We start from the raw sequence: 15,142 nt of genomic DNA on the forward strand, positions 1-15,142 counted from the left end.
TTATGGCGGTCACAAATTTTGCTGCCGGCCCCTTCCACACCGATCGGCAGCTGACTTGAACCCTTCCCCCACAGGGCGCATCTTTATTACTTGTCGCAACAAGAATAAGGAACCGTCATGTTCGATATCAGCACGTTCCCTAAAGCCGATGCCGTCCGCCGGGCTGCACAGTTAAGTCAAGACGACTACCAACGCCTGTACCGCCAATCCATCGAGCACCCCAGCACCTTCTGGGCCGAACAGGCCACACGCTTTCTCGACTGGAGCGCGCCGTGGCAAACCGTCCAGCGTTACGACCTGAAAACCGGTGAGGCGAGCTGGTTCGCTGGCGGGAAGTTAAACGTCAGTTACAACTGCATCGACCGTCACCTGGAAAAACGCGGCGATCAAATCGCGATCATCTGGGAAGGCGATGACCCCGCCGAATCTGCACAGATCACCTACAAAAAACTTCATCACAACGTCTGTCGACTGGCCAACGTGCTCAAAAGCCGTGGCGTAAAGAAAGGCGACCGCGTGTGCATCTACATGCCGATGATCCCCGAAGCCGCTTACGCCATGCTCGCCTGCGCGCGGATCGGCGCGATTCATTCAGTGGTGTTCGGCGGCTTCTCCCCGGACTCGCTGCGTGACCGGATCCTCGACGCCGATTGCCGCACCGTGATCACTGCCGACGAAGGCGTGCGCGGCGGTAAATTCGTGCCGCTCAAACAGAACGTCGACACGGCGCTGCAAAGCTGCCCCGATGTGAACACCGTGATCGTGGTCGAACGCACCCAAGGCCAGGTTAACTGGGTCGACGATCGGGACATCAGGTACCACCAGGCTTTGCGCGACGTCAGCGACGACTGCCCGCCAGAGCCGATGGACGCCGAAGACCCGCTGTTCATCCTCTACACCTCCGGTAGCACCGGTAAACCCAAAGGCGTGCTGCACACCACCGGCGGCTATCTGTTGCAAGCGGCCATGACCTTCAAGTACGTGCTCGACTATCGCGACGGTGAAGTCTTCTGGTGCACCGCCGATGTCGGCTGGGTCACCGGCCACAGCTACATTGTCTATGGGCCGCTGGCCAACGGGGCGACCACGCTGATCTTCGAAGGCGTGCCGAGCTACCCCAGCACCTCGCGCTTCTGGCAGGTGATAGACAAGCACCATGTGAACATCTTCTATACCGCTCCGACCGCGCTGCGTGCGCTGATGCGTGAAGGCCCCGAGCCGTTGAAGGAAACGTCCCGCGAAAGCCTGCGGTTACTCGGCACCGTCGGTGAGCCGATCAACCCGGAAGCCTGGGAGTGGTATTTCAATACGGTCGGCGAGCAGCGCTGCCCGATTGTCGATACCTGGTGGCAGACCGAAACCGGCGGCATCATGCTCAGCCCGCTGGTCAGCACCCAACGGATCAAACCCGGCTGCGCCACCCAACCGATGTTCGGCGTGCAACCGGTATTGCTCGACGAACACGGCAAGGAAATCAAAGGCGCCGGCAGCGGCATACTGGCCATCAAGTCCAGCTGGCCGGCGCAAATCCGCAGCGTCTACGGCGACCCGAAACGGATGATTGAAACCTACTTCAAGCCCTACCCCGGCTATTACTTCACCGGCGACGGCGCACGTCGCGATGAGGACGGCGACTACTGGATCACCGGGCGCATCGACGACGTGATCAACGTCTCCGGGCACCGCATCGGCACGGCCGAAGTCGAAAGCGCGCTGGTGCTGCACGACAGCATCGCCGAGGCCGCCGTGGTCGGTTACCCCCATGACGTCAAAGGCCAGGGCATCTATGCCTTCGTCACGCCCATGAATGGCACCGAACCCAACGACGAACTGAAGAAACAATTGCTGGCGCATGTCAGCAAGGAAATCGGTAGCTTCGCCAAACCGGACTTGATCCAATGGGCCCCGGCCCTGCCGAAAACCCGTTCGGGCAAGATCATGCGAAGAATCCTGCGCAAGATCGCCTGCAACGAACTGGACAGCCTGGGCGACACCTCGACCCTCGCCGACCCGAGCGTGGTCCAAGGGTTGATCGATCAACGCTTGAACCAATGAGCCCGTGCTCCAAATCCCCCACGCGACCAACATCGGCCGCGCGGGGTGGAGATCAGGGCGTGGCATTGGCCATCGAGCAACCGCATTATTGATCGTTTGATCGTTCCCACGCTCTGCGTGGGAATGCAGCCAGGGACGCTCCGCGTCCCAAGAAGCAGACGCAGAGCGTCCGGTGAGGCATTCCCACGCGGAGCGTGGGAACGATCAGCCCATAGCTGTTAAACTCCCGCGCCCCCAATTCCCTCCTGCAAGGCGCTCAGCATGTCTTCCTTGAATCAGGCGCTGCGCGCCGCCCTCGATCATCGTCAGGACCTGCTTGCCGAGCTGCATCAGCAAGGCACCGATTGCTATCGCCTGTTCCACGGCAGCCAGGAAGGTGCCGGCGGCCTGACCATCGACCGCTACGGCCCGCAACTGTTGGTGCAGAGCTTTCACCAGGCACTGGAGCGTGACGCCCTGCTGCAACTGCACGAGATCGTCAATCAGCAGCTGGGCCTCGACACCCTGCTGGTCTACAACGACCGTTCCCGTGGCAACTCGCGCATCGACCGCGAAGACACCGTCTACCGCGCCGACGAAGCCGCCCTGCAAGATTTGATCGGCCACGAATGGGGACTGAACTACCGGGTTCGCGGACGTCACGCTGGCCAGGACCCGTTGCTGTTTCTCGACCTGCGCAACGCTCGCGGCTGGGTCAAGGCGCACAGCAAAAACAAAAGTGTGCTGAATCTGTTTGCCTACACCTGCGGTGTCGGCCTCAGTGCCGCGGCTGGTGGGGCGAGCGAAGTGTGTAACCTGGACTTTGCCGAAGGCAATCTGGCGGTCGGCCGCGAGAACGGTCTGCTCAACCCGCAATTGCCGACGATGGAATTCATCCAGTCCGATTATTTCCCGGCGATTCGTCAATTGGCTGGTCTGCCGATCAGCCAGCGTCGCGGCCAGAAACTGCCGAGCTATCAACGCCTGGACCCGCGTCAGTACGATTTGGTGCTGCTTGATCCTCCGGCCTGGGCCAAGAGTGCTTTCGGCACGGTCGACCTGTTGCGTGACTACCAGAGCCTGCTCAAACCGGCGTTGCTGACCACCGCCGACGACGGCGTGCTGATCTGCTGCAACAACCTGGCGAAGGTCAGCATGGACGATTGGCGTGAACAGGTTCTGCGCTGCGCAGAGAAGGCCGGGCGCCCGGTGCGTGAGTGGAGCGTGCTGACGCCGGGCAGCGATTTCCCGTCGATGGATCAGCAGCCGCCGCTGAAGACCCTGATCCTGCAGCTCTGAAAATCCGCACCGATAATCAGATAAATCCTATAAAGCCTGGTTGCTTCGGAACCGCAAACGCATGCCATACTCCAAGGCACTCCGATTCCGACAGATGAAGCCGCACATGCCCAAAGGATTGATTCGCGCTATCGGCGCCTTGTTGACTGCCCTGGCTCTTTATAGCCTGTTGGGGTTTCTGATTTTGCCGGGCATCGCGTTGCGAATCGCCAACCAACAATTGGCCAACTACGCCACGACGCCCGCGACGATTTCGCGGATCGAACTCAACCCGTTCAGCCTTGAAGTCACCCTTTGGGGCCTGGTCATCGGCGAGCCGGGCAAGGAGCAAGTGGGCTTCGAACGTCTGTACGCCAACCTGCAGATCGACAGCCTCTGGACCAAGGCCCTGCACCTGTCCGATATCGAACTGGACAAGCCCAAGACCGAAATCCTCTTCGGCAAGGACGGCAAACTCAACCTGCTCGGCCTGTTCAAAATCCCCGCCAGCGAACCGACCCCGGTCGACCCGGACGCCAAACCATTCCCGCTGCGCGTGGAGCGGATCAAACTGGCCGGCGGCTCCGTACACTTCGAGGATGCACGGCCCAGCGAACCCATCGAATTCCTCTACGACAAACTCGACTTCGAACTGAATAACCTCAGCACCCTGCCCGAAGACAGCGCCGACATGACGCTGGTGGCCGTCGGCCCGGCAGGTGGACAGATCGACTGGACCGGCAACTTCAGCCTGATCCCGATCGCCTCCGAAGGTAAGCTGAAAATCACCGATGGCAAGATGAAATCCTTTTGGCCCTATGTGCGCGATGCTGTGCCACTCGCACTCGAAGATGGCGTGGTCAGCCTCAGCACCGATTACAAACTCAACCTGGCCAAGGAAACCGAACTGCTGCTGAGCAACGTTGCCGTCAGCGTCGCGCCTTTCGCCATCAAGACTGCGGACGGTCGACCGCTGGCGAAGCTCGAGCGGCTGGACATCAGCGAAACCACCGTAGACCTGGCCAAACAGCAAGTGGTGGTCGGCAAGATTCGCAGCCAGAAACTGGAAACCTGGGCCGCCCTCGAAGCCGACGGGCAACTCGATTGGCAAAAACTGTTCGCCAGTCAGCCGTCCAAAGCGGCCACCAAGGCCAATGCCGAGCCGACCAGCACACCGGCGGCTGCCGATTCGCCGAAGCCTGAACCGACCACGCCGAGCAAGCCTTGGCAGGTACTGCTCAAAGACGTGCAACTGCGCGATTATCAAGTGCACCTGGCCGACCGCAAGGCGCAACCCGCCGTGGCGCTTGAGTTGGGGCCGCTGAACCTGGACCTGCAAAATTTCGACAGCCTCAATGGCTCACCTTTCAACCTCAAGCTCGACACCGGCGTGGGCAAGCAAGGCAAGATCACAGCGGATGGCGTGGTCAATCTGGCTCCGATCAGCGCCAAACTGAACGTACAGACCAGGGACATCGACCTGCGCGTCGCCCAGTCCTACATCAACCCGTTCATTCGTCTCGAACTGCGCAGCGGCATGCTGGGCAGTGATCTGGCGGTCGACCTGAAAAGCACCGAACCGCTGGCGTTCAACGTCACAGGTCGCGCTCAGGTCGATCAACTGCATACCCTCGACACCCTGAAAACCCGCGACTTCCTCAAGTGGCAACAGTTGGTGCTCGAAGGCCTGAATTATCAACATGGCGACAGCCTGTCGATCGACAAGGTCAACTTGTTCCAGCCTTATGCACGCTTCATGATCAACGATGATCGCACTACCAACGTCGATGACCTGTTGATCCCGCAACCGGCCGATTCCGGCGCCAAGACCGCCGCGGCCAAACCGGCAACCGCAAAGGAAAAGCCGCTGGGCATCCACATTGGTGGCATCGCCATTAATGACGGTTCGGCGAACTTCGCCGACTTCAGCCTGACCCCGAACTTCGCCACGGCCGTTCAACAGCTCAACGGGAAGATTGGCACCATCGACAGCCGCCAGGCAAAACCGGCCAGTGTCGATGTCAAAGGCAAAGTTGACCGCTATGCGCCGGTGACCATCAAGGGCTCGGTCAACCCGTTCGATCCGATGGCCAGCCTGGACATCGCCACCAGTTTTAAACGGGTGGAACTGACCACGTTGACGCCCTACTCCGGCAAGTTCGCCGGTTACCGTATCCGCAAGGGCCGGCTCAATCTCGATCTGCATTACAAGATCACTAACGGCCAGCTCCTGGCCGAAAACAAAGTGGTGGTCGAGCAGTTGCAACTGGGTGAAAAGGTCGACAGCCCAGACGCCGTGAGCCTGCCGCTGAAACTGGCGATTGCGTTGCTCAAGGATGTCGACGGCAAGATTTCCATCGAGCTGCCGGTGAGCGGCGACCTGAACAACCCGCAATTCAGCATCATGCCTATTGTCTGGCAGACCCTGCGCAATCTGATTGTGAAAGCGGCCGCAGCGCCATTCAAAATGATTGGCGGCCTGGTCAGCGGCGGCGGTTCGGAAGATTTGGGCACGGTGGCGTTCGCACCGGGTTCCAGCGACCTGAGCAAAGACGCCGAAACGGCGCTGGTCAAACTGTCCCAAGCGCTCAAGGAGCGTCCAGCCCTGCGCCTGGAAATCGAAGGCACCGCCGCCAAGAGCAGCGATGGCCCGCTGATTGCCGAGCAGCGCCTGGAGAGGGAATACCAGTACAACTACTACAAAATGCTCCAGCGTCGCGGTGACAAAGTACCGGCCCAGGCCTCGTTGCTGGACGTACCGGACAACGAGAAAGGCCCGCTGCTTGAAGGGATCTACCGCACACGCCTCAAGACCCAGCCGCCCGCCGAATGGAAGGACTTGGGCAAAGAAGAACGCAGTAAAAAAATGCGTGAAGGTGTGATCGCGTTCTGGAGTTCCAGCGAGGTGTTGTTGCGTCAACTGGGGCAAGAACGGGCCAGCAGCATCAAGGATTATCTGGTGGACAAGGGTCAGTTGGCCGATGACCGCGTGTACTTCATCGACGCCAGCCTCGGTGAGGCAGAAAGCGATGGCCGGGTTATCACGTCTTTGCACCTGGATGCCGAGTGATGGGCGCACGCTGGCTTCTGAGCCTGACCCTGGCGCTAGCTGCCGGCCAGGCAGCGGCGGCCGATACCTTGCGCTGCGGCAGTCAATTGATCAGCGTCGGGGACAGGTCCGGCGAAGTGCTGCACAAATGCGGAGAGCCTGTTGCCCGTGACGTGTTGGGCTACAAGCGCAGCGCCAATCGGCGGGAAGAGTTTCAGGTCGAGGAATGGACCTACGGCCCCAACAGCGGGATGTACCAGTACCTGCGCTTTGAAGGCAACCGGTTGGTTCGAATCACCAGCAAGCGTGGGAATTGAGCCCCCTGCAAACCAATGTGGGAGCGAGCCTTTGTGGCGAGGGGGCTTGTCGGAACGCCGCATCGCCCCGTTCGATTGCGAAGCAATCGTAAACCGGTCATCGCATTCCCATTCAAGATCGCGGTGCCTGGTTTCAGGGGCGCTCCGCACCCCCAACGGGGGCAAGCCCCCTCGCCACAAAGGCTCGCTCCCTCAGTTGTTTTGCGTAGCCCGTAATAGAACAGGCCCCGACACGAATGCCGGGGCCTGTAACGGCCACGTCCCTGTGGCCTTTCGCATGAACTCTCAAGTCGCGGCAGACGTATGACTCGGCCCATCTACCGCACCTTCTCCCGGTCCAGGCGAGAAGCCTTGCCTTACTCGGATTTCAGGCCGTCAGCGGACACCGCTTTGACGCCTTTGATTTTCTTGGCAATTGCCACGGCGGTGGTTTTCTGAGCGTCTGTCAGAACGGTCATGGAAGACAGGGAAACAACGCCTTTGTTGGTTTCGACTTTAATGTCGGTGCCCGGGATGCCTTTTTCAGTTACCAGGTCTGCTTTGACTTTGGTTGTGATCCAGGTATCGGAAACATCCTCTTTCGCTTCAGTGACTTCACCGGCGGCCAGCATCATGGGTGCCTGAGTCGCTTGGGTGGTCTGTGCAAATGCAGCGTTGGCCATGGTCAGAGTCAACGCGGTAGCAGTAGCGGCAGCGATAGCGAACTTCTTCATACGAGTAACTCCTGTATTTCTGGAAAGTCTGCTGCGTGTCTTGTCAGCAGGGTTACTGGAGAGAGTGCGAACGCTGTGCCAACTGTCCGATAAAAATTAAATGCTTATAAATCAATCATTTAATAACAGCGGCAATTTTCGAAATCATGCAAATTGCATGACTGCGAAATTATCTACATGCAACATGCGGGTTTTAACGCAGGCCTAAGGCCATGAATTTTCGGGGGTTTCTCGATTACCTGAATGGCCCTAAAAATAGCGAACAAAAAAATGCCCCGCGTCGTGAAACGCGGGGCATTGGCAGGATGAATGAATCAGCTAGCGGGAGTGGGAGGGCAACCTTTAGGCGCGTATTCCGCGTCAACCGTAGTGGCGCAAGTCCAGCCACCGGCAAGTGTGCGCGAAAGCGTGACGGTTTTGCCGAGCACCGGCCCCGGTGCGTTGAGAATCGTGCAACCAATACTGCCCACACCGGAAGAGGCGGTACCCGTTGCCGTAATCGTGCAATTACCCGTGGTGGCGCTCGCCGCGCCGATCCCGGCGGGGGCGGCAATATCGGTGCCTTGATTGATAACGTCTTCGAAAGGCACCTTCAGTGCAGAGATTTCTGCAACCGCAGCAGTGACCTTCGCCCGCGCCTGGTACTTCGAATATTGCGGCAACGCAAACGTCGCCAGAATCCCGATGATCGCTACCACGATCAGCAGCTCGATCAGAGTAAAACCTTTTTGATTTTTCATAGACAGGCTCCATGCATGAGTCGAAATCTCATGATCTGAATAAGGCACAGCACAGGTCATGCCAAACCGCGCGCGCCCTACCTGCTGGGCGCGAGATCACGGTAAAGACCTTTCCTGCTCCAAGGATCCGCACTATCTGACACTTTTTGTCACCTCATCCCGGCTGGTTTGGTTCCACTGCTTGACTAGGCTATAAGTCATTAACTGTCTGCGTCCGGTATTCCAATGAATGACATTGCCCTTAGCGGTCTGGCCAAGCAATTGGTACTGGCCGAGCTGATCACTGACCAAAGTGCGCAACAGGCGTATCAGCAAGCCCAACGCAATCGAATTTCGCTGGTCAGTTATCTGGTGCAAAACAAACTGCTGAAAAGCTGGCAGGTCGCCGAGGTGGCCTCGGAGCATTTCGGCATGGCCCTGCTGGACCTCAATTGCCTGGACAAGGACACCCAACCCCGAGGGCTGGTCAGTGAGAAGCTGATCCGTCAGCACCACGCCCTGCCCCTCTGGCGACGTGGTAACAAGCTGTTCGTGGGGATTTCAGACCCGACCAATCATCAAGCCATCAACGACATCCAGTTCAGCACCGGGCTGAGCACCGAAGCCATCCTGGTGGAGGAAGACAAACTCAGCGACGCCATCGAAAAATTCTTTGACAACCACTCCACCGGCCTGGAGGACATGGCCGATGTCGACCTCGACGGGCTGGACATCGAGTCGGTCGATGAGCAGAAACAGGACCCCATTGCAGGGCAAGATACCGATGACGCGCCCGTGGTTCGCTTCGTCCACAAGATGCTACTCGATGCGATCAAGAGCGGCTCTTCCGACCTGCATTTCGAGCCCTATGAAAAAATCTACCGCGTGCGGATGCGCACCGACGGCATGCTGCGGGAGGTCGCCAGGCCGCCGACGCAACTGGCCAACCGCATTGCTTCCCGACTGAAGGTCATGGCCAGTCTCGACATCTCCGAGCGGCGCAAACCCCAGGACGGGCGAATCAAGATGCATCTGTCCAAAAGCAAATCCATCGACTTCCGGGTCAATACCCTGCCGACCCTGTGGGGCGAGAAGGTGGTAATCCGGATCCTCGACCCTTCCAGTGCACAAATGGGCATCGACGCCCTCGGCTACGAACCCGAGCAAAAAGACCTGTACATGGCCGCCCTCAAGCAGCCACAGGGAATGATCCTGGTAACCGGCCCCACCGGCTCGGGCAAGACCGTGTCGCTCTATACCGGGTTGAATATCCTCAACACCGTCGACATCAACATCTCCACTGCCGAAGACCCGGTAGAAATCAACATGGAAGGCATCAACCAGGTCAACGTCAATCCGAGGCAAGGACTGGATTTCGCCCAGGCGCTGCGCTCGTTTCTGCGCCAGGACCCGGACGTGATCATGGTCGGTGAAATCCGCGATCTCGAAACCGCCGAAATCGCCATCAAGGCTGCCCAGACCGGGCACATGGTGCTTTCCACCCTGCACACCAACAGCGCCGCGCAAACCCTGACCCGCTTGCGCAACATGGGGATTCAGGGATTCAACATCGCGACCTCGGTCAGCCTGATCATCGCCCAGCGCCTGGCGCGCAAACTGTGCAGTCATTGCAAAAAGCCCATCGACATTCCCCGCGAGGCGTTACTCAAAGAAGGCTTTCCCGAGGAACGCATCGGCTCGTTCACGATCTATGAACCGGTCGGTTGCGATCAATGCAACAACGGTTACAAAGGGCGAGTAGGGATTTATGAAGTGGTAAAGAACACCCCGGACCTGCAACGGCTGATCATGGCCGAAGGCAATTCACTGGAAATCGACATCCAGATGCGTAAGGACGGCTTCAACGACCTGCGTACTTCGGGCCTGCTCAAGGCCATGCAAGGCATCACCAGCCTTGAAGAAATCAACCGGGTCACCAAGGACTGAACATGGCGGTCAAAGCAGCGAAAATCAGCGTATATGCCTGGGAAGGCACAGACAAAAAAGGCACAAAAATGACCGGCGAGTTGACCGGCCAGAATCCCGCGCTGATCAAGGCGCAGTTACGCAAGCAAGGCATCAGCCCGGGCAAGGTGCGGAAAAAAACCGCATCCATTTTCAGTGCCGGCAAACGCATCAAGGCCCTGGATATTGCCCTGTTTACCCGGCAGATGGCGACCATGATGAAAGCCGGCGTACCGTTGCTGCAATCGTTCGACATTATCGGCGAGGGCTTCGATAACCCGAACATGCGCAAGCTGGTGGACGAGGTTAAACAGGAAGTCGCGGCCGGTAACAGCTTCGCCGCGGCCCTGCGCAAAAAACCCCAGTATTTCGATGAGCTGTACTGCAACCTTGTTGATGCCGGCGAACAGGCCGGCGCTCTGGATACGCTGCTGGAACGGGTGGCGACCTACAAGGAAAAGAGCGAAAGCCTCAAGGCCAAGATCAAGAAAGCCATGACGTATCCGCTGGCCGTGGTGTTCGTCGCGATCATCGTGACCGGGATTCTGCTGGTCAAGGTGGTGCCGCAGTTCGAGTCGGTGTTCTCGGGGTTTGGCGCCGAACTACCGGCGTTCACCGTGATGGTCATCGGCTTGTCGGAGTTCCTGCAGGCCTGGTGGTGGATGGTGCTCGGCGTGCTGGTTGGAGCATTCTTCGGCGTACGTCACGCCTTGAAAAAGTCCCAGGGTCTGCGGGACCGAATGGACACCTGGCTGCTGAAACTGCCGTTGGTTGGCGCGCTCATGTACAAGTCCGCCGTGGCCCGTTACGCCCGCACCTTGTCGACCACATTTGCCGCCGGGGTGCCATTGGTCGAAGCTCTGGATTCAGTGGCGGGCGCGACGGGCAATATCGTGTTCAAGCGAGCGGTGTTACGTATCAAGCAGGACGTATCCACCGGCATGCAGCTGAATTTTGCCATGCGCACCTCCGGGATCTTTCCGAACATGGCGATCCAGATGACGGCCATCGGCGAAGAGTCCGGCGCACTGGACGATATGCTCGACAAGGTCGCGAGTTTCTACGAGGCGGAGGTGGACAACATGGTCGATAACCTGACCAGTCTGATGGAGCCGTTCATCATGGTGGTGCTGGGGGTTGTCGTCGGCGGCCTGGTCGTTGCGATGTACCTGCCCATCTTCCAACTTGGCTCAGCGATCTGATATGTCCTTGAACGAATTTCTGAATTTCAACCCACTGGCCTTCACGATCACCGCATTGGTGATCGGTTTGCTGATCGGCAGTTTCCTCAATGTGGTGGTCTGGCGCCTGCCGAAAATGCTTGAGCGTGAATGGCGCCTGCAGGCCCATGACGTACTGGACTTGCCACCCGAAGCCCCCGGCCCGGCTTACAACCTGATACTGCCTCACTCCGAGTGCCCAGACTGTGGCCATCGGATTCGAGCGTGGGAAAATATTCCCGTGCTCAGTTACCTGTTTTTACGTGGGCGATGCTCGAACTGCGCGACGCCCATCAGCAAACGTTACCCGCTGACCGAACTGGCCTGCGGCGTGCTGTCGGCGTTCGTCGCCTGGCATTTCGGTTTCGGTTGGCAGGCCTGCATGGTGCTGGTCCTGAGCTGGGGCCTTTTGGCGATGAGCCTGATCGACGCCGAACACCAGCTGTTGCCGGACGTGCTGGTGCTGCCGTTGATATGGCTGGGGTTGATCGTCAACAGTTTCGGGCTCTTCGTGCCACTGCATGACGCGCTCTGGGGCGCGGTAGCCGGCTACATGGCGCTATGGACGGTGTTCTGGCTGTTCAAGCTGATCACCGGCAAGGACGGCATCGGCTACGGTGACTTCAAGCTATTGGCGATGCTCGGCGCCTGGGGCGGCTGGCAGATCCTGCCGCTGACCATCCTGCTGTCATCGCTGCTGGGCGCCATCATCGGAGTGATTTTGTTGCGCCTGCGGGACGCAAAAACCTCGACTCCACTGCCCTTTGGCCCCTATCTGGCCATTGCCGGCTGGATTGCCTTGCTCTGGGGTGGTCAAATAACCGGCTTCTATTGGCAGTTTGTCGGTTTGAAATGAATACCCCTGTGGAAAAACCCTGGATTCTCGGCCTGACCGGCGGCATCGGCAGCGGCAAAAGCGCGGCCGCCAAGCACTTCATCGATCTGGGCGTGCATGTGGTGGACGCCGATCATGCGGCTCGCTGGGTGGTCGAACCCGGTCGCCCGGCGCTGGCGAAGATTGCCGAGCACTTTGGCCCCGGCGTGCTGCAAGCCGACGGCCAACTGGATCGCGCGGCCCTGCGCAAGCTGATCTTCGAGGTGGCGGATGAGCGCCGCTGGCTCGAAGCGTTATTGCATCCGCTGATCGCCGAAGAGATCGCCCACCATCTGGCCAAGGCACAATCGCCTTACGCGATTCTGGTTTCGCCGCTGCTGATCGAGTCCGGGCAGTACGCCATGACCCAACGGGTCCTGGTGATCGATGCTCCGGAACAGTTACAGATCGAACGCACCCTGCAGCGTGACCAGACCAGCGAACAACAGGTCCAGGCGATCCTCAAGGCCCAGTCCAGCCGACAGGACCGCGTGAGCCACGCCGACGATGTGGTGGTCAACGACCGCGACCTCGCCTGGCTGCACAGCGAGGTCGAACGACTGCATCACTTTTACCTTACTTTGCGTGGAGGCCAGTCATGAGCCAAACCCCAACCGTCGATTGCCCAACCTGTGGCGCCCCTGTCGAATGGAGCCCGGAAAACAAGTTCCGGCCGTTCTGTTCGGACCGTTGCAAACTGATCGACCTGGGTGCCTGGGCGTCGGAAGAACACAAGATCCCGGTGAGCCCGGATGCCGAAGACGAAATGTTCAGCGAAGACTTCGACCCGCGTCACTGATCCCGACCCTCAGGGCCGCATAAAGCCATAATCCTGGCCTTCGTCGAGATTCTCGGCGAGAAACCGCAACTCATCGGCCAGGTCTTCTATATTGCGTACCGCCTTGCTCTGCTGCACCACCGCACTGAGCAAGGCGCGCAGGCTCAATCCCGGATCGAAGCCCACCTCTTGCGCCACATCCAGACTCTGACGCAACTCCTGCCGGGCCCACTCATACACACTCATGCCATTGCTCCTGAAGGTTTTCCAGAGCATGGATTCGGCAACGTTTTTTGGATTTGATGTGGATCAAGATTTGGGATCGTCGCCTTTCCAGGGCGCCGAAAGGTAGCGCGTGCGATTGAATGTCTCCAGCCATTCGGGGCAGAACACCACCAATGCGCTGACCACCATGCCGTTGATAAACGCTTCCGGAAAAATCAGCAGCCACAGATAGCCGACAAAATCTTCCAGCCAATACGGCATGGCGAAACGTTCGTCATACCACAGCAGCGTGAGCGCCAGAATCAAACACAACAGGGCCGACAACGCAGCGGCAAAAAAGCCGGAACAGAAGATGTACACAAAGGGATTACGCGGTTGCGCGCGCTCGACCAGGATGGCGCAGCACTCGGTAATCAACACCGGCAGCAGAATCAGCAGCGCCCCGTTGACCCCCATGGCCGCCATGTCCTGCCGCCCGAGCAGCACCAATCCCGTTTGCGCGACCAACCCGCCGACAATCGCCAACGGCCAATCCAGCAGTAACGTCACTGCCGTCATGCCGATGAAGTGATAGGACACGCCAGTGTCGAAGTCCCGTCGCACCAGCCAGAGCATGAACAGCGCGAACACCGTGCCGAACAACAGATGCTGACGGCGGCTATCGCTGAACAATTCAACCCAGGGCGCTCGACAGACAGCCCAGATCACCGCCGGCACGTAAATCAGCCAGCCGACTGTGAGGCTTTGCGGTGACAGCAGTTCGGCGCCAATCATGGCCGTGCCTTCTTCGGCACCTGGGCCCATATAAGCGCAGGACTGAGCAGCAACACTGTTCTATATTTCACGCGTCTCTCCCATCGTGATAGCTCTCAGTCTATACCGGCGTTTCTGACTGGCCGTGTCGCGCGTTTACCCCGGCGAGTAGAGAATCCTAGGTCAAGGTAGGGGTTTATCCGAATTCTTCGCTGTTCGGTGACGGCAAGGAAATGGAGGTTAAACCATGAACTAGACTCACGCGGTTGGTATGGAGTTGAACGTCAAGAGCAGAGGGCCGTCCACGACTGACGCCAGTTTTGCTCGAAGCAATACGACTGGCATATGTGAGGCTTGGGTCATGGCAAAGGACAAGAAGAAAACCCCTGTTAAAAGTAACGCCGCTGAACCCTTGAAACTGACGAACAAGGACTATCTTGAGCAGTTACGCCGGCTGCATGTCGAAATGGTCAAGTTGCAGGAATGGGTGAAACAAAAAGGCATCAAGATTTGTATCGTCTTCGAGGGGCGCGACGGTGCCGGCAAGGGCGGCACGATCAAGGCGCTCACTGAAAGGGTGAGCCCGCGTGTCTTTCGGGTGGTGGCGCTACCTGCACCGACCGATCGCGAGAAGAGCCAGATGTATATACAGCGCTACCTGGCGCACATGCCAGCGGCTGGCGAAGTGGTGATCTTCGATCGCAGTTGGTACAACCGCGCCGGGGTCGAGCGGGTGATGGGATTTTGTACCGATGAGCAGGTGACTCGTTTCCTGAGCCTGGCCCCCCTCATGGAACGCATGATGGTCGACTCGGGCGTAATGCTGTTCAAGTATTGGCTGGAAGTCAGCGAAGAGGAGCAGACCCGTCGGCTCGAGGCACGGATCAAGGATGGCCGTAAAATCTGGAAACTGACGCCAATGGATCTCAAGTCATACAGCCGCTGGTATGACTACTCGCGCGCACGCGACGACATGTTCAAGGCGACCGACACCGATCATGCTCCGTGGCTTGTGGCCAACTCGAACGACAAAAAGCGGGCCCGTCTCAACATCATCTCTGATTTGCTCAGCCGCATTCCGTACAAAAATGTACCGCGCGAGAAGGTGATTTTGCCCAAACGGCAGAAATCAGGCGGCTATCGTGAACCGAATTATCCGCTAAGGCGAATTCCAGAAAAATTCTGACCGGCACGTTCAAGCGGATCTGCGCTGTACA

14 protein-coding genes are annotated in these 15,142 nt (G+C 58.7%); 10 read left to right on the top strand and 4 right to left on the bottom strand.

Annotation, left to right across the window (positions count from 1 at the left end):
* Positions 1-117: 117 nt before the first annotated feature.
* The 4 genes from acs to AB3226_RS10155 all read left to right on the top strand — a co-directional run bounded on the left by acs (position 118) and on the right by AB3226_RS10155 (position 6,678).
* Positions 118-2,055 (top strand): acetate--CoA ligase, encoded by a 1,938-nt coding sequence (gene acs, locus AB3226_RS10140; RefSeq protein ID WP_367372978.1) that lies wholly within the window; start codon positions 118-120, stop codon positions 2,053-2,055.
* Positions 2,056-2,316: 261 nt separating this feature from the next.
* Positions 2,317-3,333: a class I SAM-dependent rRNA methyltransferase gene (locus AB3226_RS10145; RefSeq protein ID WP_217858676.1), complete on the top strand. Its 1,017-nt coding sequence runs from the start codon at positions 2,317-2,319 to the stop codon at positions 3,331-3,333.
* Between the two features lie 61 nt (positions 3,334-3,394).
* The gene (locus AB3226_RS10150) at positions 3,395-6,382 is read left to right on the top strand and encodes a DUF748 domain-containing protein (RefSeq protein WP_367372979.1); all 2,988 of its coding nucleotides are present in this window, start codon (positions 3,395-3,397) and stop codon (positions 6,380-6,382) included.
* Positions 6,382-6,678: a DUF2845 domain-containing protein gene (locus AB3226_RS10155; RefSeq protein WP_367372980.1), complete on the top strand. Its 297-nt coding sequence runs from the start codon at positions 6,382-6,384 to the stop codon at positions 6,676-6,678. Before AB3226_RS10150 ends, AB3226_RS10155 begins: the two co-directional genes overlap by 1 nt.
* Positions 6,679-7,034: 356 nt before the next feature.
* On the opposite strand, the gene AB3226_RS10160 is transcribed toward AB3226_RS10155, so the two are convergent.
* Both AB3226_RS10160 and AB3226_RS10165 read right to left on the bottom strand, forming a co-directional pair.
* Entirely contained in the window at positions 7,035-7,391 is a 357-nt protein-coding gene (locus AB3226_RS10160) for a BON domain-containing protein (protein WP_007901973.1), read from the bottom strand.
* A 314-nt stretch (positions 7,392-7,705) separates the two neighbouring features.
* A complete protein-coding gene (locus AB3226_RS10165; RefSeq protein WP_218398775.1) occupies positions 7,706-8,131 on the bottom strand; it encodes a pilin in 426 nt (141 codons plus the stop codon).
* Between the two features lie 225 nt (positions 8,132-8,356).
* Here AB3226_RS10165 and pilB point away from each other — a divergent pair, with 225 nt between their 5' ends.
* Genes pilB through yacG form a run of 5 tightly spaced genes read left to right on the top strand, consistent with a single transcriptional unit; the run spans position 8,357 to position 12,968 of the window.
* A complete protein-coding gene (gene pilB / locus AB3226_RS10170) occupies positions 8,357-10,057 on the top strand; it encodes a type IV-A pilus assembly ATPase PilB (protein ID WP_367372981.1) in 1,701 nt (566 codons plus the stop codon).
* 2 nt (positions 10,058-10,059) lie between these two features.
* Positions 10,060-11,277 (top strand): type II secretion system F family protein, encoded by a 1,218-nt coding sequence (locus AB3226_RS10175; protein ID WP_367372982.1) that lies wholly within the window; start codon positions 10,060-10,062, stop codon positions 11,275-11,277.
* Between the two features lies 1 nt (position 11,278).
* Positions 11,279-12,151, top strand: coding sequence for an A24 family peptidase (locus AB3226_RS10180; protein ID WP_367372983.1), 873 nt, complete (start codon positions 11,279-11,281; stop codon positions 12,149-12,151).
* Positions 12,148-12,771: a dephospho-CoA kinase gene (coaE, locus tag AB3226_RS10185; RefSeq protein ID WP_367372984.1), complete on the top strand. Its 624-nt coding sequence runs from the start codon at positions 12,148-12,150 to the stop codon at positions 12,769-12,771. The genes AB3226_RS10180 and coaE overlap by 4 nt, the downstream gene beginning before the upstream one ends.
* Positions 12,768-12,968, top strand: a complete 201-nt coding sequence (yacG, locus tag AB3226_RS10190; protein WP_077750267.1) for a DNA gyrase inhibitor YacG — start codon at positions 12,768-12,770, stop codon at positions 12,966-12,968. The genes coaE and yacG overlap by 4 nt, the downstream gene beginning before the upstream one ends.
* A 9-nt stretch (positions 12,969-12,977) precedes the next feature.
* On the opposite strand, the gene AB3226_RS10195 is transcribed toward yacG, so the two are convergent.
* Entirely contained in the window at positions 12,978-13,193 is a 216-nt protein-coding gene (locus tag AB3226_RS10195) for a hypothetical protein (RefSeq protein WP_007938959.1), read from the bottom strand.
* Between the two features lie 63 nt (positions 13,194-13,256).
* Positions 13,257-13,946 (bottom strand): energy-coupling factor ABC transporter permease, encoded by a 690-nt coding sequence (locus AB3226_RS10200; RefSeq protein WP_367372985.1) that lies wholly within the window; start codon positions 13,944-13,946, stop codon positions 13,257-13,259.
* Positions 13,947-14,286: 340 nt separating this feature from the next.
* Here AB3226_RS10200 and ppk2 point away from each other — a divergent pair, with 340 nt between their 5' ends.
* The gene (gene ppk2 / locus AB3226_RS10205; RefSeq protein ID WP_367372986.1) at positions 14,287-15,111 is read left to right on the top strand and encodes a polyphosphate kinase 2; all 825 of its coding nucleotides are present in this window, start codon (positions 14,287-14,289) and stop codon (positions 15,109-15,111) included.
* Positions 15,112-15,142: the final 31 nt, after the last annotated feature.

Source organism: Pseudomonas lini, from assembly GCF_964063345.1.
GTDB lineage: Bacteria > Pseudomonadota > Gammaproteobacteria > Pseudomonadales > Pseudomonadaceae > Aquipseudomonas > Aquipseudomonas lini_B.

Coding starts and splice junctions, on each gene's coding strand:
- AB3226_RS10180 (WP_367372983.1), top strand. CDS start 11,279: ATGTCCTTGAACGAATTTCTGAATTTCAACCCACTGGCCTTCACGATC.
- AB3226_RS10175 (WP_367372982.1), top strand. CDS start 10,060: ATGGCGGTCAAAGCAGCGAAAATCAGCGTATATGCCTGGGAAGGCACA.
- acs (WP_367372978.1), top strand. CDS start 118: ATGTTCGATATCAGCACGTTCCCTAAAGCCGATGCCGTCCGCCGGGCT.
- pilB (WP_367372981.1), top strand. CDS start 8,357: ATGAATGACATTGCCCTTAGCGGTCTGGCCAAGCAATTGGTACTGGCC.
- ppk2 (WP_367372986.1), top strand. CDS start 14,287: ATGGCAAAGGACAAGAAGAAAACCCCTGTTAAAAGTAACGCCGCTGAA.
- AB3226_RS10160 (WP_007901973.1), bottom strand. CDS start 7,391: ATGAAGAAGTTCGCTATCGCTGCCGCTACTGCTACCGCGTTGACTCTG.
- AB3226_RS10155 (WP_367372980.1), top strand. CDS start 6,382: ATGGGCGCACGCTGGCTTCTGAGCCTGACCCTGGCGCTAGCTGCCGGC.
- AB3226_RS10195 (WP_007938959.1), bottom strand. CDS start 13,193: ATGAGTGTGTATGAGTGGGCCCGGCAGGAGTTGCGTCAGAGTCTGGAT.
- AB3226_RS10150 (WP_367372979.1), top strand. CDS start 3,395: ATGCCATACTCCAAGGCACTCCGATTCCGACAGATGAAGCCGCACATG.
- yacG (WP_077750267.1), top strand. CDS start 12,768: ATGAGCCAAACCCCAACCGTCGATTGCCCAACCTGTGGCGCCCCTGTC.
- AB3226_RS10200 (WP_367372985.1), bottom strand. CDS start 13,946: ATGATTGGCGCCGAACTGCTGTCACCGCAAAGCCTCACAGTCGGCTGG.
- AB3226_RS10165 (WP_218398775.1), bottom strand. CDS start 8,131: ATGAAAAATCAAAAAGGTTTTACTCTGATCGAGCTGCTGATCGTGGTA.
- AB3226_RS10145 (WP_217858676.1), top strand. CDS start 2,317: ATGTCTTCCTTGAATCAGGCGCTGCGCGCCGCCCTCGATCATCGTCAG.
- coaE (WP_367372984.1), top strand. CDS start 12,148: ATGAATACCCCTGTGGAAAAACCCTGGATTCTCGGCCTGACCGGCGGC.